This is a genomic window from Enterobacter cloacae complex sp. HYC003_NIDB (genome assembly GCF_056673375.1).
The window spans coordinates 1,254,511-1,276,188 of record NZ_CP114220.1 but is presented as its reverse complement, the minus strand read 5'-3'; the positions used below and the strand labels follow the sequence as shown (position 1 = coordinate 1,276,188).

Sequence of the window (21,678 nt, the reverse complement as noted above, 5' to 3'; positions counted from 1 at the left end):
CCGATGTGCAAGCTCATAGCCATAATTTCGTACAAAAGCCTGTGACTATTGTTCCCATTGAATAAAACGCATTGTCGTTTCATACAAGCTCACTGATAATATGTAACATATCAGAAACATTATCGGCGTTCTGCCGTTGTTCCACGGCTCTATCAGAGGTTAGTTATGAATACCGTATGTGCCAACTGTCAGGCTTTAAACCGCATTCCGGACGATCGGATGGATGACGGTGCGAAATGCGGGCGTTGTGGCCACGAATTATTTGATGGCGATGTCATTAACGCGACGGGTGCTACGCTGGACAAACTCCTCAAGGACGATCTGCCTGTTGTGGTCGATTTCTGGGCGCCGTGGTGCGGCCCCTGCCGTAACTTTGCGCCCATCTTCGAAGACGTGGCTGAAGAGCGCAGCGGGAAAATGCGTTTTGTCAAAGTGAATACCGAAGCGGAACGTGAACTCAGCGCCCGTTTTCGCATTCGCAGCATTCCAACCATTATGATTTTCAAAAATGGTGAAGTGATCGACATGCTCAATGGCGCAGTACCGAAAGCGCCTTTCGACAGCTGGTTAAACGAATCCCTGTAACATTCGCGGGGCATATCTTGTGCCCCGTTCTCTCCTCTGCGAAAATGGGGTTTTTCCTGCCTTTTCGCCCATGACTGATAACGCTGTACTCCAATTACGCGCCGAGCGCCTTGCGCGCGCCACCCGCCCTTTTCTGGCCCGAGGCAATCGTATTCGCCGCTGCCAGCGCTGCCTTTTACCGCTGAAAGTGTGTCTGTGCGAAACGCTTGTACCGAGCGAGGCGAAAAGCCGCTTTTGTCTGGTCATGTTCGATACCGAACCGATGAAGCCCAGCAACACGGGGCGTTTGATCGCCGATATTCTGCCTAACACCGCAGCGTTTCAGTGGTCGCGCACTGAGCCACCTAAGGCTCTGCTCGACCTGGTGGCAAGCCCGGACTATCAGCCTATGGTCGTTTTCCCGGCATCATATGCAGGCGAACAACGTCAGGTGCTTACGGCGCCACCATCTGGTAAGCCGCCGCTGTTTATTATGCTCGACGGCACCTGGACCGAAGCGAGAAAGATGTTTCGCAAAAGCCCTTATCTTGATGCGCTGCCGGTGATTTCCGTCGATCTGTCGCGCGTCTCGGCCTATCGCTTACGTGAAGCGCATGCCGACGGTCAATATTGCACCGCTGAAGTCGCTATTGCGCTACTGGATCTGGCGGGCGATACCCAGGCGGCCGGCGCGCTGGGCTCCCACTTCTCCTGCTTCCGCGAACGTTATCTTGCGGGAAAAACCGTTCATAAGGGTAGCGTCACAGCAACTGAGGCAGAAAGCGTTTAAAATCATCAGGTCGCTTGCATTCACAGGAGGCCTGCATGAGCCAGAGAGGGTTAGAAGCGCTACTCCGTCCGAAATCCATTGCTGTTATTGGCGCCTCGATGAAACCGGACCGCGCAGGGTATCTGATGATGCGTAACCTGCTGGCTGGCGGGTTTAACGGCCCGGTCATGCCCGTTACGCCCGCTTATAAGGCGGTACAGGGGGTGCTGGCGTGGCCGGATGTGCAGAGCCTGCCTTTCGTTCCCGACCTCGCCGTGCTCTGTACGCATGCGAAACGAAACCTCGAACTGCTTGAGTCGCTCGGTCAGAAAGGCTGTAAAACCTGCATTATTCTTTCCTCGCCTCCTGAACAGCAGCCCGAACTGCTGGCCTGCGCCAGCCGCTACCAGATGCGCATTCTTGGTCCAAACAGCCTCGGTCTGCTTGCGCCCTGGCAAGGGCTGAATGCCAGTTTTTCCCCGGTTCCGATCCGCAAAGGCAAACTGGCCTTTATTTCGCAGTCGGCTGCGGTATCCAATACCATCCTCGACTGGGCGCAGCAGCGTGAGATGGGCTTTTCCTACTTCATCGCTTTGGGCGACAGCCTGGACATTGACGTCGATGAGCTGCTGGATTTCCTGGCGCGTGACAGCAAAACCAGCGCTATCCTGCTCTACCTTGAACACCTGAGCGACGCCCGTCGTTTTGTGTCGGCGTCGCGTAGCGCATCGCGAAATAAACCGATACTGGTCATCAAAAGCGGGCGCAGCCCCGCGGCTCAGCGCCTGCTACATTCCCGTTCCGGGATGGATCCCGCATGGGATGCAGCGATCCAGCGCGCCGGTTTACTGCGGGTACAGGATACGCACGAGCTTTTTTCCGCCGTCGAAACGTTAAGCCACATGCGCCCCCTGCGCGGTGAAAAGCTGATGATTGTCAGCAACGGTGCCGCTCCCGCCGCCCTGGCGCTGGACGAGCTCTGGCTACGCAACGGCAAGCTGGCCACGCTGGGTGAAGAGACGCTACAGCGCCTGCGGGACGCGTTACCGGGAAGCGTTGTTCCCGATAATCCCCTCGATTTGCGCGATGATGCCAGCAGCGATCGTTACATTAAGGCGATCACGATTTTGCTCGATAGCCAGGACTTTGATGCGCTGATGATTATCCATTCGCCCAGCGCGGTTGCGCCAGGCAGCGAAAGTGCTCGTGCGCTGATTGAGGCAGTCCGAAACCATCCCCGCGGCAAATACGTTACCCTGCTGACCAACTGGTGCGGCGAGTTCTCCTCCCAGGAGGCACGGCGTCTGTTTAGTGAAGCCGGGTTGCCAACCTACCGTACCCCGGAGGGCACCATTACCGCGTTTATGCATATGGTTGAATACCGCCGCAACCAGAAGCAGCTGCGTGAAACGCCTGCCCTGCCGGGCAATCTCACCGCAAATTCAGTGGATGTGCACAGGCTTTTGCAGCAGGCCATCGAAGAGGGCGCCACTTCTCTTGATACACATGAGGTGCAACCCATTCTTGGCAGCTATGGGATGCAAACCCTGCCCACCTGGATTGCCGGCGACAGCGCTGAGGCGGTACATATCGCTGAGCAGATTGGTTATCCGGTCGCGCTGAAGCTGCGCTCTCCCGATATTCCGCACAAATCGGATGTGCAGGGCGTCATGCTGTATCTGCGCACCGCGACAGAAGTACAACAGGCCGCGGATGCCATTATCGATCGCGTAAAAATGACGTGGCCACAGGCCCGGATCCACGGCCTGCTGGTGCAGAGCATGGCCAACCGTGCAGGTGCGCAGGAGCTACGCGTGGTTGTCGAACACGATCCGGTTTTTGGTCCGCTCATTATGCTGGGTGAAGGCGGCGTTGAGTGGCGGCCAGAAGAACAGGCGGTTGTCGCGCTTCCTCCTCTAAACATGAACCTGGCGCGTTATTTGATTATTCAGGCCATCAAAAGCAAAAAAATCCGCGGGAGAAGCGCTCTGCGGCCGCTTGATATCGCCGGGTTAAGCCAGTTTCTGGTGAAGGTCTCCAACCTCATTGTTGACTGTGCGGAGATCCAGCGCCTGGATATCCATCCCCTTCTTGCCTCCGGAAATGAATTTACCGCGCTGGACGTGACGCTGGATATTGCGCCCTTTATCGGTGATCGGGAAAGCCGTCTCGCCATTCGTCCTTATCCTCTTCATCTTGAAGAGTGGGTGGAGATGAAAAATGGGGAGCGGGCGCTGTTTCGCCCTATCCTGCCGGAAGACGAGCCGCTGCTGCGGGCGTTCATCTCGCAGGTGACGAAGGAAGATTTGTACTATCGCTATTTCAGCGAAATCAATGAATTTACCCACGACGATTTAGCCAATATGACCCAGATCGACTACGATCGAGAAATGGCGATTGTGGCGGTCCGCCGTTCCGGAGCGGGAGAGGAGATCCTCGGCGTGACGCGTGCCATTTCCGACCCGGATAACGTGGATGCGGAGTTTGCCGTACTGGTGCGTTCCGATCTTAAGGGTTTGGGGTTGGGCAGACGGCTGCTCGAAAAACTCATTGGTTATACGCGCGATCACGGATTGTCACGCCTGAATGGCATTACTATGCCAAATAATCGGGGTATGGTGACCCTGGCGCGGAAGCTCGGTTTTGACGTTGATATCCAGCTGGATGAAGGCATTGTCTCTCTGTCCCTCAGCCTGATTTCGACGGATAAACAAGAGTAAGCTGCTGGAAATGTTACCCACTTTTCGCGGCACTGGGGTATCATTGTCCGCTTATGTTGTTTGCCTGGTACAGACAACCCTTCAATGAACAGAGAAGAAACGCACTGTGATGTTGTCAAAATTTAAGCGTAATAAACATCAACAACACCTTGCTCAACTACCGAAGATTTCTCAGTCAGTTGATGATGTAGAGTTCTTTTATGCTCCCGCTCATTTCCGGGAGACGCTTCTTGAAAAGATTGCCAGCGCTACGCGACGTATTTGCATTGTGGCGCTCTATCTTGAACAAGATGAAGGTGGGCGTGCGATCCTGAACGCGCTCTATGAAGCGAAACGTCAGCGTCCAGAACTGGATGTTCGCGTGCTGGTTGACTGGCACCGTGCTCAGCGCGGCCGTATTGGTGCGGCTGCCTCGAATACCAATGCTGACTGGTATTGCCACACGGCCCAGGAAAATCCGGGTATTGATATCCCGGTATATGGCGTACCGGTGAATACCCGTGAAGCGCTTGGCGTTCTTCATTTTAAAGGATTTATCATTGATGACAGCGTCCTTTATAGCGGTGCCAGCCTGAATGATGTGTATCTCCATCAGCTCGATAAATACCGTTACGATCGCTACCATCTGATCCGCAATCCGCAGATGGCCGACATCATGTTCAACTGGGTTGATAAAAACCTGGTTCATGGCCGGGGTGTGCACCGTCTTGACGATCCTCATCGTCCGAAAAGCCCGGAAATCAAAAACGACGTTCGCTCCTTCCGCCAGGAACTGCGCGATGCGGTTTATCGTTTTCAGGGGGATGCCAGTAATGAAGAACTGTCCGTTACGCCTCTGGTAGGCCTGGGAAAATCCAGCCTGCTGAACAAGACCATCTTCCATTTGATGCCGTGCGCGGAGCATAAGCTCACCATCTGCACCCCGTACTTCAACCTTCCCGCCGTTCTGGTGCGTAATATCATTCAGCTGCTGCGTGATGGTAAAAAGGTGGAAATTATTGTCGGGGATAAAACGGCAAATGACTTTTTCATTCCGGAAGATCAGCCTTTCAAGATCATCGGCGCACTGCCTTATCTCTATGAGATTAACCTGCGCCGCTTCCTGAGCCGTTTACAGTACTATGTGAACACGGACCAGCTGGTTGTGCGTCTCTGGAAAGATGTAGACAACAGCTATCACCTCAAAGGAATGTGGGTGGATGATGAGTGGATGCTGCTGACCGGTAATAATCTCAACCCACGCGCCTGGCGTCTGGATCTGGAAAACGCCATCCTTATTCACGATCCTCAGCATGCGTTAGCCGCGAAACGCGATCGTGAGCTGGAGCTTATACGCACGCATACTACAGTGGTTCGTCATTATCGCAATCTGCAAAGCATCGCTGATTATCCGGTGAAAGTTCGCAAGCTGATTCGCCGTCTACGTCGGATCCGTATCGACCGCCTCATCAGCCGCATTCTGTAATACACGAGCCCTGTCATCGACGGGGCTTTTTTATGGAGTCTGTTAATGCGTACGCCTTTCCTGATAATCCCTCTTTTCCTGACCGGTTGCAGCCATATGGCTAATGATAACTGGTCGGGTCAGGATAAAGCTCAACACTTTCTGGCGTCTGCAATGTTGTCCGCTGCGGGTAATGAATATGCGCTGCACCAGGGTTATAGCCGGGATCGAAGTGCCACAATGGGGCTGATGTTCTCCATCAGCCTGGGGGCATCAAAAGAACTTTGGGATAGCCGCCCCTCGGGAAGCGGCTGGAGCTGGAAAGATTTTGCCTGGGACGTAGCCGGGGCAACAACCGGCTACGCCGTCTGGCAGATGGCGCATTATTAAAGGCGGATCCCTTTTCCTTTACGATGCAGCATCAGGGAGACAATAAACGCCAGCGCCCCCATGATGGTGACATACCAGAAAAAGGTCGATTCACTGCCCCATGACTTAAGGGATAGCGCGACATACTCTGCCGAACCGCCGAACAGGGCGTTAGCGACCGCATAAGAGAGGCCTACGCCCAGCGCCCTCACCTGTGCGGGAAACATTTCTGCTTTCAAAATGCCACTGATTGCCGTGTAAAAACTAATAATAATAAGTGCCACCATAATCAAAGCGAAAGCGGCATACGGAGAGGTTGTATGCTGTAGCGCCGTCAAAAGCGGAACAGTCCCCAGGGTGAGCATGCCACCAAAGATCAGCATGGAGGTGCGGCGACCTATTTTGTCCGACAGCGCGCCAACAATCGGCTGGATGAGCATAAAGACCAGTAACGCCACCGTCATGACGACACTCGCAACGTTAGCATGCATGCCCGTGGTGTTGACCAGATATTTTTGCATATAGGTGGTGAAGGTATAGAAGCTTAGCGAGCCTGCGGCGGTAAAGCCTAATACCATCAAAAACGCTTTGCGGTTTCGCCACAGCCCTTTCATCGAACCGGCTTCTTTCAGCGCCCTGACCTCCTGCTGGGAGGTTTCATCAAGCTGACGGCGTAACCACAGCGCCACAACCGCCAGGGCAGCCCCCAGGGCAAACGGGATGCGCCAGCCCCAGGCGCGTAAATCTTCATCGCTAAGGATTTGTTGAAGGATCACCACAACCAGTAACGCCAGCAGCTGACCGCCAATGAGGGTTACATACTGGAATGATGCATAGAAACCTTTGCGCCCTTCAACAGCTACTTCGCTCATGTATGTCGCGCTGGTGCCATATTCGCCACCCACTGACAGCCCCTGGAACAGGCGTGCCAGCAGCAACAACGCCGGTGCCCATGTTCCGATAGTGTCATATCCGGGAAGGCAGGCAATCACCAGCGAGCCGACGCACATCATGCACACGGAGATGAGCATGGATGTCTTGCGCCCTTTCCTGTCCGCGATCCTGCCGAACAGCCATCCGCCAATGGGACGCATCAGGAACCCGGCGGCAAAAACGCCTGCGGTTTGCAGAAGCTGCGTTGTGGTGTTCCCTGACGGGAAGAAGATATGTGCAAAGTAGAGTGAACAAAATGAATAGACGTAAAAATCAAACCACTCTACAAGGTTCCCCGATGAAGCTCCAACGATTGCCCAAACCCGACGGCGAGTATCCTTGCCTGCTAAACTTGTGTTATCCGTATCTGCACTGGCTACGGTTTCTGTCATTTTAAAATCCCCTGTCTCACATTGCGGGCCATTGCCCACAAACAGTAAAACCGGATTTAAAACGAATCGTTAGGTAAATAAAATGTTTCCAATATGTTTCATTGGATTTTGTGAACTCGATCAGGTATCGAATTATTAGCGGACGTAGTAATTATCCCCACGCTTGCTGGTGAGCCTTTTTTCGCTGCAAATAATCTTCATCAGCACGAATTTTATCCCACCACGTTTTGAACACCGCAGCGGCTTCTGCTTTTACTGGATCGTGATCGAGGGGTTTGACCTGGCGATTCTCATCATACTTTTTTCCGCCTTTATGATTGGCGTATCGTCGGGCACGGGTGTATCCCATCTGAATGAATTTACGCGCCATATCCATACCTACAAAATCGTTATTCCTGCGGTACTCTTCAAAGAGGGCGTAGATCTCTTCTGCCGAACGCGCTGCGACTTCAGCATTTTTATAACGCCAGTGCGGCAGGATTTCGCTTTTATAAGGCTCGACCATCAATACGCCCTGCTCACCCCGGCCAACCTGATACCGTTCGGGATGTTCGCGAAAATTAATATTGGCAAAATCTTGTTGATAATCAAAGGGACGAGTCAAAGCGGCACCATTGTTAAAATTGTTTTAACAATTGTAGGCCGGATAAGGGGAAGCCACCATCCGGCATGTTTTCCACGTACAAAGCAAAAAACCCCGCACCTTACGGTACGGGGTTCTTCTTAATTGATGCCTGGCAGTTCCCTACTCTCACATGGGGAGACCCCACACTACCATCGGCGCTACGGCGTTTCACTTCTGAGTTCGGCATGGGGTCAGGTGGGACCACCGCGCTACAGCCGCCAGGCAAATTCTTGTGCTCTGTCCTGTGTCTTTCGCACTGATACTGCGTTGGCTGCTCTCGTAAAGTCAGTCACATACCTCAGTATGCTCCTTCCTTTCCTTCGTTTGCCGCCTTGTCTCAGCGCAAAATCCTTCGGACTCTGAATCTAAGCTGAAAATCGTGTCTGTCTCTTCGCCAAAACACCTTCGGCGTTGTAAGGTTAAGCCTCACGGTTCATTAGTATCGGTTAGCTCAACGCATCGCTGCGCTTACACACCCGACCTATCAACGTCATCGTCTTCAACGTTCCTTCAGGAGACTCAAGGTCTCAGGGAGAACTCATCTCGGGGCAAGTTTCGTGCTTAGATGCTTTCAGCACTTATCTCTTCCGCATTTAGCTACCGGGCAGTGCCATTGGCATGACAACCCGAACACCAGTGATGCGTCCACTCCGGTCCTCTCGTACTAGGAGCAGCCCCCCTCAATTCTCCAGCGCCCACGGCAGATAGGGACCGAACTGTCTCACGACGTTCTAAACCCAGCTCGCGTACCACTTTAAATGGCGAACAGCCATACCCTTGGGACCTACTTCAGCCCCAGGATGTGATGAGCCGACATCGAGGTGCCAAACACCGCCGTCGATATGAACTCTTGGGCGGTATCAGCCTGTTATCCCCGGAGTACCTTTTATCCGTTGAGCGATGGCCCTTCCATTCAGAACCACCGGATCACTATGACCTGCTTTCGCACCTGCTCGCGCCGTCACGCTCGCAGTCAAGCTGGCTTATGCCATTGCACTAACCTCCTGATGTCCGACCAGGATTAGCCAACCTTCGTGCTCCTCCGTTACTCTTTGGGAGGAGACCGCCCCAGTCAAACTACCCACCAGACACTGTCCGCAACCCGGATTACGGGTCCACGTTAGAACACCAGCCATTAAAGGGTGGTATTTCAAGGTTGGCTCCACGCAGACTGGCGTCCACGCTTCAAAGCCTCCCACCTATCCTACACATCAAGGACCAGTGTTCAGTGTCAAGCTATAGTAAAGGTTCACGGGGTCTTTCCGTCTTGCCGCGGGTACACTGCATCTTCACAGCGAGTTCAATTTCACTGAGTCTCGGGTGGAGACAGCCTGGCCATCATTACGCCATTCGTGCAGGTCGGAACTTACCCGACAAGGAATTTCGCTACCTTAGGACCGTTATAGTTACGGCCGCCGTTTACCGGGGCTTCGATCAAGAGCTTCGCGTTGCCGCTAACCCCATCAATTAACCTTCCGGCACCGGGCAGGCGTCACACCGTATACGTCCACTTTCGTGTTTGCACAGTGCTGTGTTTTTAATAAACAGTTGCAGCCAGCTGGTATCTTCGACTGATTTCAGCTCCACCCGCAGGGGCTTCACCTACATATCAGCGTGCCTTCTCCCGAAGTTACGGCACCATTTTGCCTAGTTCCTTCACCCGAGTTCTCTCAAGCGCCTTGGTATTCTCTACCTGACCACCTGTGTCGGTTTGGGGTACGATTTCGTGTTACCTGATGCTTAGAGGCTTTTCCTGGAAGCAGGGCATTTATCACTTCAGCACCGTAGTGCCTCGTCATCACACCTCAGCGTTAACAAGGTACCGGATTTACCTGGAACCTCCGCCTACATGCTTAAACCGGGACAACCGTCGCCCGGCTGACATAGCCTTCTCCGTCCCCCCTTCGCAGTAACACCAAGTACAGGAATATTAACCTGTTTCCCATCGACTACGCCTTTCGGCCTCGCCTTAGGGGTCGACTCACCCTGCCCCGATTAACGTTGGACAGGAACCCTTGGTCTTCCGGCGAGCGGGCTTTTCACCCGCTTTATCGTTACTTATGTCAGCATTCGCACTTCTGATACCTCCAGCATGCCTCACAGCACACCTTCAACGGCTTACAGAACGCTCCCCTACCCAACAACACATAGTGTCGCTGCCGCAGCTTCGGTGCATGGTTTAGCCCCGTTACATCTTCCGCGCAGGCCGACTCGACCAGTGAGCTATTACGCTTTCTTTAAATGATGGCTGCTTCTAAGCCAACATCCTGGCTGTCTGTGCCTTCCCACATCGTTTCCCACTTAACCATGACTTTGGGACCTTAGCTGGCGGTCTGGGTTGTTTCCCTCTTCACGACGGACGTTAGCACCCGCCGTGTGTCTCCCGTGATAACATTCTTCGGTATTCGTAGTTTGCATCGGGTTGGTAAGCCGGGATGGCCCCCTAGCCGAAACAGTGCTCTACCCCCGAAGATGAGTTCACGAGGCGCTACCTAAATAGCTTTCGGGGAGAACCAGCTATCTCCCGGTTTGATTGGCCTTTCACCCCCAGCCACAGGTCATCCGCTAATTTTTCAACATTAGTCGGTTCGGTCCTCCAGTTAGTGTTACCCAACCTTCAACCTGCCCATGGCTAGATCACCGGGTTTCGGGTCTATACCCTGCAACTTAACGCCCAGTTAAGACTCGGTTTCCCTTCGGCTCCCCTATACGGTTAACCTTGCTACAGAATATAAGTCGCTGACCCATTATACAAAAGGTACGCAGTCACCCCATAAAGAGGCTCCCACTGCTTGTACGTACACGGTTTCAGGTTCTTTTTCACTCCCCTCGCCGGGGTTCTTTTCGCCTTTCCCTCACGGTACTGGTTCACTATCGGTCAGTCAGGAGTATTTAGCCTTGGAGGATGGTCCCCCCATATTCAGACAGGATACCACGTGTCCCGCCCTACTCTTCGAGTTCACAGCATGTGCATTTTCGTGTACGGGACTATCACCCTGTACCGTCGGACTTTCCAGACCGTTCCACTAACACACAAGCTGATTCAGACTCCGGGCTGCTCCCCGTTCGCTCGCCGCTACTGGGGGAATCTCGGTTGATTTCTTTTCCTCGGGGTACTTAGATGTTTCAGTTCCCCCGGTTCGCCTCGTTAACCTATGTATTCAGTTAACGATAGTGCAACGGATTGCACTGGGTTTCCCCATTCGGACATCGCCGGGTCAAAGGTTCATATCACCTCGCCGGCGCTTTTCGCAGATTAGCACGTCCTTCATCGCCTCTGACTGCCAGGGCATCCACCGTGTACGCTTAGTCGCTTAACCTCACAACCCGAAGATGTTTCACTTCTGATTGCGAAAATTTGAGAGACTCGAACACACATGAGCTGTGTGTCGTTTCAATTTTCAGCTTGATCCAGATTTTTAAAGAGCAAATATCTCAAACATGACTCGCAAGTCAGTTTTGAGATATTAAGGCAGGTGACTTTCACTCACGAACCAGCAAGTGGCGTCCCCTAGGGGATTCGAACCCCTGTTACCGCCGTGAAAGGGCGGTGTCCTGGGCCTCTAGACGAAGGGGACGTACAGTCTCAATCGCAAGACGCCTTGCTATTTACTTTTCATCAGACAATCTGTGTGAGCACTGCAAAGGCAGGTTCTTTAAGGTAAGGAGGTGATCCAACCGCAGGTTCCCCTACGGTTACCTTGTTACGACTTCACCCCAGTCATGAATCACAAAGTGGTAAGCGCCCTCCCGAAGGTTAAGCTACCTACTTCTTTTGCAACCCACTCCCATGGTGTGACGGGCGGTGTGTACAAGGCCCGGGAACGTATTCACCGTGGCATTCTGATCCACGATTACTAGCGATTCCGACTTCATGGAGTCGAGTTGCAGACTCCAATCCGGACTACGACGCACTTTATGAGGTCCGCTTGCTCTCGCGAGGTCGCTTCTCTTTGTATGCGCCATTGTAGCACGTGTGTAGCCCTACTCGTAAGGGCCATGATGACTTGACGTCATCCCCACCTTCCTCCAGTTTATCACTGGCAGTCTCCTTTGAGTTCCCGGCCGGACCGCTGGCAACAAAGGATAAGGGTTGCGCTCGTTGCGGGACTTAACCCAACATTTCACAACACGAGCTGACGACAGCCATGCAGCACCTGTCTCAGAGTTCCCGAAGGCACCAATCCATCTCTGGAAAGTTCTCTGGATGTCAAGAGTAGGTAAGGTTCTTCGCGTTGCATCGAATTAAACCACATGCTCCACCGCTTGTGCGGGCCCCCGTCAATTCATTTGAGTTTTAACCTTGCGGCCGTACTCCCCAGGCGGTCGACTTAACGCGTTAGCTCCGGAAGCCACGCCTCAAGGGCACAACCTCCAAGTCGACATCGTTTACGGCGTGGACTACCAGGGTATCTAATCCTGTTTGCTCCCCACGCTTTCGCACCTGAGCGTCAGTCTTTGTCCAGGGGGCCGCCTTCGCCACCGGTATTCCTCCAGATCTCTACGCATTTCACCGCTACACCTGGAATTCTACCCCCCTCTACAAGACTCTAGCCTGCCAGTTTCGAATGCAGTTCCCAGGTTGAGCCCGGGGATTTCACATCCGACTTGACAGACCGCCTGCGTGCGCTTTACGCCCAGTAATTCCGATTAACGCTTGCACCCTCCGTATTACCGCGGCTGCTGGCACGGAGTTAGCCGGTGCTTCTTCTGCGGGTAACGTCAATCGACAAGGTTATTAACCTTATCGCCTTCCTCCCCGCTGAAAGTACTTTACAACCCGAAGGCCTTCTTCATACACGCGGCATGGCTGCATCAGGCTTGCGCCCATTGTGCAATATTCCCCACTGCTGCCTCCCGTAGGAGTCTGGACCGTGTCTCAGTTCCAGTGTGGCTGGTCATCCTCTCAGACCAGCTAGGGATCGTCGCCTAGGTGAGCCGTTACCCCACCTACTAGCTAATCCCATCTGGGCACATCCGATGGCAAGAGGCCCGAAGGTCCCCCTCTTTGGTCTTGCGACGTTATGCGGTATTAGCTACCGTTTCCAGTAGTTATCCCCCTCCATCAGGCAGTTTCCCAGACATTACTCACCCGTCCGCCACTCGTCAGCAAAGCAGCAAGCTGCTTCCTGTTACCGTTCGACTTGCATGTGTTAGGCCTGCCGCCAGCGTTCAATCTGAGCCATGATCAAACTCTTCAATTTAAAAGTTTGATGCTCAATGAATTAAACTTCGTAATGAATTACGTGTTCACTCGTTGAGACTTGGTATTCATTTAGTGTCCGAGGACATTAAGAATCCATGTCACTTTGAGTGCCCACACAGATTGTCTGATAAATTGTTAAAGAGCAGTGCCGCTTCGTTTTCGCTGCGGCGCGGGGTGTGCATATTACGCTTTCCCGCTTCAGAGTCAAGCGTTTTTTTTGCTTTTCTCTGCTGACCCGGCGGCTTGCGTGCCGTTGTTCCGTGTCAGTGGAGGCGCATTATAGGGAGTAATTCCGAACCTGCAAGGATAAAGTGAAAATTATTTACTGACCGCTCATTTTCCAGGCAAATCACATCCCAGACCTCAATTTTCGCCTGGTTTTTAAACAAAAACGAGCCGCAAGCGGCCCGTTTTTGCGTTTTGTGACTTACTGCACTGCCACAATGCGATCGTCGTTGGCTTCCAGACGAATAACTTTGCCCGGAACCAGCTCCCCAGAGAGGATTTGCTGTGCCAGCGGGTTTTCGATCTGCTGCTGGATAGCACGTTTTAACGGACGCGCACCATAAACAGGATCGTAACCATTCTCGCTCAGCAGTTTCAGCGCATCGTCGGAAATGTGGATTTCATACCCACGCTCTTCCAGACGTTTGTACAGACGCTGCAACTGGATCTGCGCAATCGACGCGATGTGTTTCTCGCCCAGCGGATGGAACACGACCACTTCATCAATACGGTTGATGAACTCCGGACGGAAGTTTTGGCTGACCACACCCAGCACAAGATCTTTCATATGGCTGTAATCCAGCTCACCGAAGCGTTCCTGAATCAAATCGGAACCCAGGTTCGAGGTCATGATCACCACCGTGTTACGGAAGTCGACCGTTCTTCCCTGCCCGTCCGTCAGACGCCCATCATCCAGCACCTGCAACAGAATGTTAAACACGTCAGGATGAGCCTTTTCCACTTCATCCAGCAGGATGACGGAATAAGGACGACGACGAACCGCTTCCGTCAGGTAACCGCCCTCTTCATAACCGACATATCCCGGAGGCGCACCGACCAGACGCGAGACGGAGTGTTTCTCCATAAACTCGGACATATCGATACGCACCATCGCGTCATCGCTGTCGAACATAAAGTTAGCCAGCGCTTTACACAGCTCGGTTTTACCAACACCGGTTGGCCCCAGGAAAAGGAACGAGCCGATTGGACGATTCGGATCGGACAGCCCCGCACGGCTACGACGAATGGCGTTAGATACCGCTTCGACCGCTTCGTTCTGTCCAATGACGCGCTGATGCAGATCCTGCTCCATACGCAGCAGTTTCTCACGTTCGCTTTCCATCATGCGAGCCACAGGAATACCCGTCCAGCGCGCCAGCACTTCGGCAATCTCGGCATCCGTCACTTTATTACGCAACAGACGCATGGTTTTGCCTTCCGACTGCGTGGCGATCTCAAGCTGTTTTTCCAGCTCAGGGATCTTGCCGTACTGTAGCTCGGACATCCGCGCCAGATCTCCTACGCGACGGGCCTGCTCAATGGCAATTTTCGCCTGCTCCAGCTCCGCCTTGATTGTCTGGGTGCCAGAGAGGGAGGCTTTCTCAGCTTTCCACTCTTCTTCCAGCTCAGAATACTGACGCTCTTTCTCGTCCAGTTCTTCGTTAAGCATATCGAGGCGTTTCTTACTCGCTTCGTCAGACTCTTTGTTCAGCGCCTGCTGTTCCAGCTTGAGCTGGATAATGCGGCGATCGAGTCGGTCCAGCTCTTCCGGTTTCGAGTCAATCTGCATACGGATGCTGGACGCCGCTTCATCGATAAGGTCGATGGCTTTATCCGGCAACTGACGGTCGGCAATGTAACGATGCGAAAGCGTCGCCGCCGCAACGATGGCCGGGTCAGTGATCTGCACGTGATGGTGCAGCTCATAACGCTCTTTCAGACCACGCAAAATAGCGATGGTATCTTCAACGCTTGGTTCAGCGACAAACACCTTCTGGAAGCGACGCTCCAGCGCGGCATCTTTTTCAATGTACTGACGATACTCGTCCAGCGTAGTGGCGCCGACGCAGTGAAGTTCACCACGCGCCAGCGCAGGTTTCAGCATGTTCCCGGCATCCATTGCGCCGTCAGCTTTACCCGCCCCCACCATGGTGTGCAGTTCGTCGATAAACAGGATGACGTTACCTTCCTGTTTCGCCAGATCGTTCAGCACGCCTTTCAGACGCTCTTCAAATTCACCGCGGTATTTCGCCCCGGCCACCAGCGCGCCCATATCCAGCGCCAGTACGCGACGGCCTTTCAGCCCTTCGGGCACTTCGCCATTAACGATACGCTGCGCCAGCCCTTCAACGATGGCGGTTTTACCGACGCCAGGCTCACCAATCAGCACCGGGTTGTTTTTGGTACGACGTTGCAGTACCTGGATAGTCCGACGAATTTCTTCGTCACGGCCGATTACCGGGTCAAGTTTGCCCTGCTCGGCACGTTCGGTCAGGTCGACCGTAAATTTCTTCAAAGCCTGACGTTGGTCTTCGGCTCCCTGGTCGTTCACGCTTTCACCTCCGCGCATTTTCTCAATCGCCTGGGTCACATTAGCGGTGGTTGCACCGGCGGATTTCAGCAGGTCGGTTAAGGTACCGCGTGATTCAAGCGCCGCCAGAACAAACAGCTCTGACGAAATAAAGTTGTCCCCACGTTTTTGCGCCAGCTTGTCGCAAAGGTTCAGCACGCGCACCAGATCCTGCGACGGCTGCACGTCGCCGCCGGTACCTTCTACCTGCGGTAAACGGCTCAGCGCCTGATCGATGGCGGTGCGTAACTGGCCGGCATTAATGCCAGCGGACGTTAATAAAGGACGTACCGATCCCCCTTCCTGATTCAGCAAGGCGCTCATTAAATGAAGAGGTTCGATAAATTGGTTGTCGTGCCCCAGTGCGAGGGACTGGGCATCGGCGAGAGCAAGCTGGAATTTATTAGTAAGACGATCCAGACGCATAACTCCTCCCATAACAGGTCAAATTTGCTACTGGAGATTAAATGAGGTCATCCCTCAATTATTCAAGGTTAATAACCTGAATTATGTGAAAAGAAAACGGCGCGTACCGGATCGTCTTGATTCTTTAGGTTATATCAGCCAAATGAAACTTGCCATACGACCTGTCGTCTTGTCGCGGCGATAGGAGAAAAAATCACCCTTTTCGGTGAAGGTACAGCGATCTCCGCCGAAGATTTGGGTCACGCCGACGTTATTCAGGCGCTGGCGGGCAAGCTGATAAATATCGGCCAGATATTTATCTCCGGAAGCCACAAACGCTTCGACCGCTTGCGGATCTTTTTCCATAAAGGCATCGCGCACTTCGGGCCCGACCTCAAACGCCTGCGGGCCAATCGCCGGGCCAAGCCAAGCGATGAGATTTGCAGAATCGTCATGGAAGCAGGCAACGGTCTCTTCCAGCACGCCTTCGCACAGGCCTCGCCATCCGGCGTGGGCAGCAGCCACTTCAGTTCCTGCCTTATTGCAGAACAACACCGGCAGGCAATCAGCAGTCATCACCGCGCAAACCGTTCCCGGCGTATTGCTGTACGAAGCATCGGCGCGCTTAGACGCATAGGGCTCCCCCGTCAGCTTCAGCACCGCTTTACCGTGCACCTGCTCAAGCCAGACCGGTTTTGAAGGAAGGTTTCCCGCAGCAAAGAGGCGTTTACGGTTCTCTTCAACGTGCTCCAGGTTATCGCCACAGTGCGCACCGAGGTTCAGAGACTCCCACGCGCCCTGGCTCACGCCACCGATACGGGTTGAACTACAGGCGGCCACGCCTTCAGGCAGTGTCCACTCCGGGACAATCAGTTTGGTCATAACCAGTCCACGTGATCCTTATGTTCTTCGAAATCTGCGCGCATCGCGTCGATAAGTTCCACCATATCCTGTGGGATCGGCGCATGCCATTCCATCTGAATTCCGGTGATTGGGTGGTAAAGACGCAGCATCGTCGCATGCAGCGCCTGGCGATCGAATTTACGCAGCACGGAGATGAATTCATCCGATGCGCCCTTTGGTGGACGCGGACGACCGCCGTAAACCGGGTCACCCACCAGCGGATGGGTAATATGCGCCATGTGCACGCGGATCTGGTGAGTACGCCCGGTTTCCAGGCGCAGACGCAGGCGCGTATGAATACGGAAATGTTCCATGATGCGGTAGTGGGTTACCGCCGGTTTACCCATCGGGTGTACGGACATATGCGTACGCTTGGTTGGGTGACGGCTGATAGGCTCTTCCACCGTGCCGCCAGAGGTCATATGACCAATCGCCACCGCTTCATACTCACGGGTGATTTCGCGCAGTTGCAACGATTCCACCAGGCGAGTCTGGGCGGGAACCGTCTTCGCCACCACCATCAGACCCGTGGTGTCTTTATCCAGACGGTGAACGATACCGGCACGCGGTACATCGGCAATCGGCGGATAATAATGAAGGAGAGCGTTAAGTACCGTACCGTCAGGATTGCCCGCGCCCGGGTGAACAACAAAGTCGCGCGGCTTGTTGATGACCAGAATGTCGTCATCTTCGTAGACGATATCCAGCGGGATATCCTGCGGCTCGAAGCGGACTTCCTCTTCGATTTCAGCATTGATGGCGACAGCTTCCCCACCAAACACTTTCTCTTTTGGTTTGTCCCAGATCTTGCCGTTTACCAGCACGCGCTGGTCAAGGATCCATTCTTTTATGCGTGAACGCGAATAATCAGGGAACAATTCGGCCAAAGCCTGATCTAAGCGTTGACCGAGCTGATTTTCGGAGACTGTTGCGGTGAGTTCTACTCGTTGTGCCATAAACTGCTTCTTCGTTTAACGTTGGGTTTTACGGCTTTGCCGTTTAATATAGTGTGCTATTGTAGCTGGTCTTAATCGGGAGCAGGAACTGAGTTTCTCCCGGACAAACATTTGAGGAAAGTCAAAACGTCATGACGCGCATGAAATATCTGGTGGCAGCGGCCACGTTGAGCCTGGCTTTGGTGGGCTGCTCCGGTTCGAATGAACAGGTCCCTGACAATCCGCCGAATGAAATCTATGCGACTGCACAACAAAAGTTGCAGGACGGTAACTGGAAACAGGCGATAACGCAACTGGAAGCGTTGGATAATCGCTATCCGTTTGGCCCGTATTCGCAGCAGGTACAGTTAGATCTTATCTACGCCTACTACAAAAATGCCGATCTGCCGCTGGCTCAGGCAACCATCGATCGTTTCATGCGTCTGAACCCTACCCATCCTAACATCGATTACGTGATGTACATGCGCGGCCTGACTAACATGGCGCTGGATGATAGTGCATTGCAGGGCTTCTTCGGGGTGGATCGTTCCGACCGTGACCCGCAACATGCGCGTGATGCTTTCAATGACTTCTCCAAACTGGTGCGTAGCTACCCGAACAGCCAGTACATTACCGATGCCACTAAGCGTCTGGTATTCCTGAAAGATCGTCTGGCGAAGTATGAGTACTCCGTTGCGGAATACTACACCCGCCGTGGCGCATGGGTTGCCGTGGTTAACCGTGTAGAAGGCATGCTGCGTGATTATCCGGATACCCAGGCCACGCGTGATGGCCTGAAGCTGATGGAGAATGCGTATCGCCAGATGCAGATGACGGCTCAGGCTGACAAAGTGGCGAAAATCATCGCCGCGAACAGCAGCAACACCTGATACCGCTACAACGCATAACGGCAGCCCGCGGGCTGCCGTTTTTTTATTCTTTCAGACTTACGCTGAAGCGGTTTAGCTTCAACACATCCATTCAACTATGACCGCAATTGTTGGCTTCGACAAGGTAAATCTCACCTCTTCCTGCCCTGCCTCACAAAAAAGATTCCCTGACAAAAACCGACAAAATAACGTGATCTAAATCACACATTTTGACATTAGGTCGGGTATGCTGGAATCACCAAGACGGAAAGACAAGAGGTAAAATTTATGACAATGAACATTACCAGTAAACAAATGGAAATTACTCCGGCAATCCGCCAGCACGTCGCAGACCGTCTCGCCAAACTGGATAAATGGCAAACACATTTGATTAATCCACATATCATCCTGTCCAAGGAGCCGCAGGGTTTCATCGCTGATGCAACTATCAATACTCCAAACGGCCATCTGGTCGCCAGCGCAAAACACGAGGATATGTACACCGCAATTAACGATTTGATCAACAAGCTGGAACGGCAGCTCAATAAAGTGCAACACAAAGGTGAAGCACGTCGCGCCGCAACCTCGGTGAAAGACGCCAGCTTCGCGGAAGAAGTTGAAGAAGAGTAATCCTCTAAAATTGAGTGTACCGACAACGCGCCTTCGGGCGCGTTTTTTATTGACAGGATCAAAACAGTGCAGGTACTTTAACCCTATCAATTTCAGGATGACTTTATGAAACAGACGCCGTTTTTCTTCGCATTCTTTTTTACCTTCCCCTGACCGGGAGGCGTTTCGTCGTGTGATAAAGAATGCGAAGACGAACAACAAGGCCTCCCACACCGGGAGGCCTTTTTTATTGATAACGATAAAATGAGACAGACAACACTATGACACCGGAAAACCCGCTCCTGGATTTACGCGTAAAAATCAGTGCACTCGACGAAAAATTACTGGCCCTGCTGGCAGAACGCCGCGCGCTCGCCGTTGAAGTGGGCAAAGCCAAGCTCGAGTCCCATCGGCCGGTGCGCGATATCGATCGCGAACGTGATTTACTGGAACGGTTGATTCAACTCGGCAAAGCGCATCATCTGGATGCGCACTACATCACCCGCCTGTTCCAGCTCATCATCGAAGACTCCGTTCTGACGCAACAAGCCCTGCTCCAGCAGCATCTGAACAAAACCAACCCGCACTCTGCTCGTATCGCTTTCCTCGGCCCGAAAGGCTCCTATTCTCACCTGGCGGCTCGCCAGTACGCAGCCCGACATTTCGAAGAGTTTATTGAGAGCGGCTGCGCGAAATTTGCAGACATCTTCAACCAGGTCGAAACCGGCCAGGCAGATTACGCCGTGGTGCCTATTGAGAACACCAGTTCCGGCGCCATCAACGATGTTTACGATCTGCTCCAGCACACCAGCCTGTCGTTAGTCGGCGAGTTGACTATCCCTATCGATCACTGTGTGCTGGTCTCTGGCTCAACCGATCTGAGTCAGATCGAAACGGTGTACAGCCACCCGCAGCCGTTCCAGCAGTGCAGCCAGTTCCTGAACCGTTATCCGCACTGGAAAATTGAATACACCGAAAGCACCTCGGCGGCGATGGAAAAAGTGGCGCAGGCAAACTCTTCTGCCGTCGCGGCTCTCGGTAGCGAAGCGGGCGGCGCGCTGTATGGCTTACAGGTGCTGGAACGCAATCTGGCCAACCAGACGCAGAATATCACCCGTTTCGTGGTTCTGGCCCGCAAGGCCATCAACGTGTCGGACCAGGTCCCGGCGAAAACCACCCTGCTGATGGCGACCGGCCAGCAGGCGGGTGCGCTGGTTGAAGCGCTGCTGGTGCTGCGTAATCACAACCTGATCATGACGAAGCTGGAATCCCGCCCAATACATGGCAACCCGTGGGAAGAAATGTTTTATCTCGACGTTCAGGCCAACCTGGAGTCTGCGTCCATGCAGAAAGCCCTGCGCGAACTGGGCGAGATCACACGCTCCATGAAAGTGCTGGGCTGCTATCCGAGCGAAAACGTGGTCCCGGTCGATCCGGCTTAACGTTCGATAAAGCGGCTTTTCTTCATCCCTGCCACATTTACAGGCAGGGTGAAGATGGCACCGGAAAGCGGATATTTCGCCAGCTCCTCCGCCTCCATATTTTCCCGCGTGGTGGTGATAAACAGCGTTTTCATATCGTCGCCGCCAAAGCAGACCATTGTCGGGCAGCGTACCGGCAGCCGATACTCTTCCAGCTGTTCGCCTTGCGGTGAAAACCGTGCGATACGCCAGCCGTCAAACAGTGCGCTCCAGTAGCAGCCTTCCTCATCCATTGCCGCACCGTCGGGTATACCTTCTCCCTCGCTAAACCGGCGAAACTCTTCGCGCTTACCGGGTTCTCCCTGCTCATCAAGCGGCGTACGGTAGATCACGCCGTTCGGCGTATCAGAAGTAAACATCCACCGTTTATCAGGACTAAACGCTAAACCGTTATGCCCGTGAATATCGCACTGGATCACTTGCGGCGTCAGGTCGTTGTCGATACGCATCAGCATGGCGCCGTTATAATCTCCCGGCCCCCAGAACGTGCCCGCATAAAACCGTCCCTGATGATCGGTACCGCCATCGTTAAAGCGTGCAAGCTGCGGGTTGGACGGGTTATCGCAAACCTTACGCTGGAGCAGGCCGTGTTTATCGGTCAGCCAGATGGCGTTTCGCATCGCGACGATAAATCCGCCGCGTTCACGCAGGGCAAAACACCCAACTTCTTCATGGAATGAGAGCACCGAGTGTTCCGCGGTGGGCAGATGGTACCGATGGATCTCCCCTTCCAGGATATCCGCCCAGTAGAGCGCCTTCTCGTCTGCACTCCACGTCGGGCATTCGGGCAGATGCCCGGTATAGTTCAACAGCAGCTGCGGTTCAGCCATGACAGTTCCCCAAAATGAAAAAAGCCAGCAATGCTGGCTTTCAGTATAT

The 21,678-nt window shown here is 53.5% G+C and carries 15 protein-coding genes, 1 tRNA gene, 3 rRNA genes and 1 other annotated feature; of the genes, 9 read left to right on the top strand and 10 right to left on the bottom strand.

What is annotated here, in order from left to right; translation table 11 throughout:
* The first annotated feature begins 165 nt into the window (after positions 1-165).
* The 5 genes from trxC (at position 166) to O1722_RS06090 (ending at position 5,887) form a co-directional block, all read left to right on the top strand.
* Complete coding sequence (gene trxC / locus O1722_RS06110) at positions 166-585, top strand: thioredoxin TrxC (protein ID WP_003860733.1); 420 nt, start codon at positions 166-168, stop codon at positions 583-585.
* A 70-nt stretch (positions 586-655) separates the two neighbouring features.
* Positions 656-1,354 (top strand): tRNA-uridine aminocarboxypropyltransferase, encoded by a 699-nt coding sequence (gene tapT, locus O1722_RS06105; RefSeq protein ID WP_017692866.1) that lies wholly within the window; start codon positions 656-658, stop codon positions 1,352-1,354.
* Between the two features lie 35 nt (positions 1,355-1,389).
* Positions 1,390-4,053, top strand: coding sequence for a bifunctional acetate--CoA ligase family protein/GNAT family N-acetyltransferase (locus O1722_RS06100; RefSeq protein ID WP_017692865.1), 2,664 nt, complete (start codon positions 1,390-1,392; stop codon positions 4,051-4,053).
* Between the two features lie 109 nt (positions 4,054-4,162).
* On the top strand, positions 4,163-5,518 hold the full coding sequence (gene pssA, locus O1722_RS06095) for a CDP-diacylglycerol--serine O-phosphatidyltransferase (protein ID WP_033487465.1): 1,356 nt from the start codon (positions 4,163-4,165) through the stop codon (positions 5,516-5,518).
* A 45-nt stretch (positions 5,519-5,563) separates the two neighbouring features.
* Positions 5,564-5,887 carry a YfiM family lipoprotein gene (locus tag O1722_RS06090; RefSeq protein ID WP_003860739.1) on the top strand — a complete coding sequence of 108 codons (324 nt, stop codon included), beginning with the start codon at positions 5,564-5,566 and terminating at the stop codon, positions 5,885-5,887.
* Here O1722_RS06090 and O1722_RS06085 read toward each other — a convergent pair.
* From O1722_RS06085 to rluD, 9 genes are all read right to left on the bottom strand, one after another.
* A complete protein-coding gene (locus O1722_RS06085; protein ID WP_017383558.1) occupies positions 5,884-7,191 on the bottom strand; it encodes an MFS family transporter in 1,308 nt (435 codons plus the stop codon). The two genes, O1722_RS06090 and O1722_RS06085, sit on opposite strands and share 4 nt — an antisense overlap.
* A gap of 151 nt (positions 7,192-7,342) precedes the next feature.
* The gene (locus O1722_RS06080; protein WP_017692863.1) at positions 7,343-7,795 is read right to left on the bottom strand and encodes a DUF4385 domain-containing protein; all 453 of its coding nucleotides are present in this window, start codon (positions 7,793-7,795) and stop codon (positions 7,343-7,345) included.
* Between the two features lie 128 nt (positions 7,796-7,923).
* Positions 7,924-8,039: ribosomal RNA gene (gene rrf / locus O1722_RS06075) — 5S ribosomal RNA — on the bottom strand.
* A 192-nt stretch (positions 8,040-8,231) separates the two neighbouring features.
* A 23S ribosomal RNA gene (locus tag O1722_RS06070) occupies positions 8,232-11,136 on the bottom strand.
* A gap of 182 nt (positions 11,137-11,318) precedes the next feature.
* A tRNA-Glu gene (locus O1722_RS06065) sits at positions 11,319-11,394 on the bottom strand.
* Between the two features lie 84 nt (positions 11,395-11,478).
* Positions 11,479-13,020 (bottom strand): 16S ribosomal RNA (locus O1722_RS06060).
* Together the 16S, 23S and 5S rRNA genes with 1 tRNA gene alongside form the textbook arrangement of a ribosomal RNA operon.
* A gap of 429 nt (positions 13,021-13,449) precedes the next feature.
* A complete protein-coding gene (gene clpB / locus O1722_RS06055; RefSeq protein ID WP_017692862.1) occupies positions 13,450-16,023 on the bottom strand; it encodes an ATP-dependent chaperone ClpB in 2,574 nt (857 codons plus the stop codon).
* A gap of 129 nt (positions 16,024-16,152) precedes the next feature.
* Positions 16,153-16,884 (bottom strand): purine nucleoside phosphorylase YfiH, encoded by a 732-nt coding sequence (gene yfiH, locus O1722_RS06050; protein ID WP_017692861.1) that lies wholly within the window; start codon positions 16,882-16,884, stop codon positions 16,153-16,155.
* Positions 16,881-17,861 carry a 23S rRNA pseudouridine(1911/1915/1917) synthase RluD gene (gene rluD, locus O1722_RS06045; protein WP_017383977.1) on the bottom strand — a complete coding sequence of 327 codons (981 nt, stop codon included), beginning with the start codon at positions 17,859-17,861 and terminating at the stop codon, positions 16,881-16,883. The genes yfiH and rluD overlap by 4 nt, the downstream gene beginning before the upstream one ends.
* Positions 17,862-17,992: 131 nt before the next feature.
* Between rluD and bamD the strand changes: the two genes are divergently transcribed.
* From bamD to pheA, 4 genes are all read left to right on the top strand, one after another.
* Positions 17,993-18,730: an outer membrane protein assembly factor BamD gene (bamD, locus tag O1722_RS06040; RefSeq protein WP_003863164.1), complete on the top strand. Its 738-nt coding sequence runs from the start codon at positions 17,993-17,995 to the stop codon at positions 18,728-18,730.
* A gap of 267 nt (positions 18,731-18,997) precedes the next feature.
* On the top strand, positions 18,998-19,339 hold the full coding sequence (raiA, locus tag O1722_RS06035) for a ribosome-associated translation inhibitor RaiA (RefSeq protein ID WP_003863162.1): 342 nt from the start codon (positions 18,998-19,000) through the stop codon (positions 19,337-19,339).
* 104 nt (positions 19,340-19,443) lie between these two features.
* Positions 19,444-19,569, top strand: a sequence feature (Phe leader region).
* Positions 19,445-19,492, top strand: coding sequence for a pheA operon leader peptide PheL (gene pheL / locus O1722_RS06030; RefSeq protein ID WP_100229775.1), 48 nt, complete (start codon positions 19,445-19,447; stop codon positions 19,490-19,492). It overlaps the preceding feature by 48 nt.
* A 30-nt stretch (positions 19,570-19,599) precedes the next feature.
* Complete coding sequence (gene pheA, locus O1722_RS06025) at positions 19,600-20,760, top strand: bifunctional chorismate mutase/prephenate dehydratase (protein ID WP_015571567.1); 1,161 nt, start codon at positions 19,600-19,602, stop codon at positions 20,758-20,760.
* Here the strand turns inward: pheA and O1722_RS06020 are convergent.
* Entirely contained in the window at positions 20,757-21,629 is an 873-nt protein-coding gene (locus tag O1722_RS06020; protein ID WP_017383978.1) for an SMP-30/gluconolactonase/LRE family protein, read from the bottom strand. The two genes, pheA and O1722_RS06020, sit on opposite strands and share 4 nt — an antisense overlap.
* Positions 21,630-21,678: the final 49 nt, after the last annotated feature.

Coding starts and splice junctions, on each gene's coding strand:
- bamD (WP_003863164.1), top strand. CDS start 17,993: ATGACGCGCATGAAATATCTGGTGGCAGCGGCCACGTTGAGCCTGGCT.
- clpB (WP_017692862.1), bottom strand. CDS start 16,023: ATGCGTCTGGATCGTCTTACTAATAAATTCCAGCTTGCTCTCGCCGAT.
- trxC (WP_003860733.1), top strand. CDS start 166: ATGAATACCGTATGTGCCAACTGTCAGGCTTTAAACCGCATTCCGGAC.
- pssA (WP_033487465.1), top strand. CDS start 4,163: ATGTTGTCAAAATTTAAGCGTAATAAACATCAACAACACCTTGCTCAA.
- O1722_RS06100 (WP_017692865.1), top strand. CDS start 1,390: ATGAGCCAGAGAGGGTTAGAAGCGCTACTCCGTCCGAAATCCATTGCT.
- O1722_RS06090 (WP_003860739.1), top strand. CDS start 5,564: ATGCGTACGCCTTTCCTGATAATCCCTCTTTTCCTGACCGGTTGCAGC.
- raiA (WP_003863162.1), top strand. CDS start 18,998: ATGACAATGAACATTACCAGTAAACAAATGGAAATTACTCCGGCAATC.
- tapT (WP_017692866.1), top strand. CDS start 656: ATGACTGATAACGCTGTACTCCAATTACGCGCCGAGCGCCTTGCGCGC.
- rluD (WP_017383977.1), bottom strand. CDS start 17,861: ATGGCACAACGAGTAGAACTCACCGCAACAGTCTCCGAAAATCAGCTC.
- pheA (WP_015571567.1), top strand. CDS start 19,600: ATGACACCGGAAAACCCGCTCCTGGATTTACGCGTAAAAATCAGTGCA.
- O1722_RS06085 (WP_017383558.1), bottom strand. CDS start 7,191: ATGACAGAAACCGTAGCCAGTGCAGATACGGATAACACAAGTTTAGCA.
- O1722_RS06020 (WP_017383978.1), bottom strand. CDS start 21,629: ATGGCTGAACCGCAGCTGCTGTTGAACTATACCGGGCATCTGCCCGAA.
- yfiH (WP_017692861.1), bottom strand. CDS start 16,884: ATGACCAAACTGATTGTCCCGGAGTGGACACTGCCTGAAGGCGTGGCC.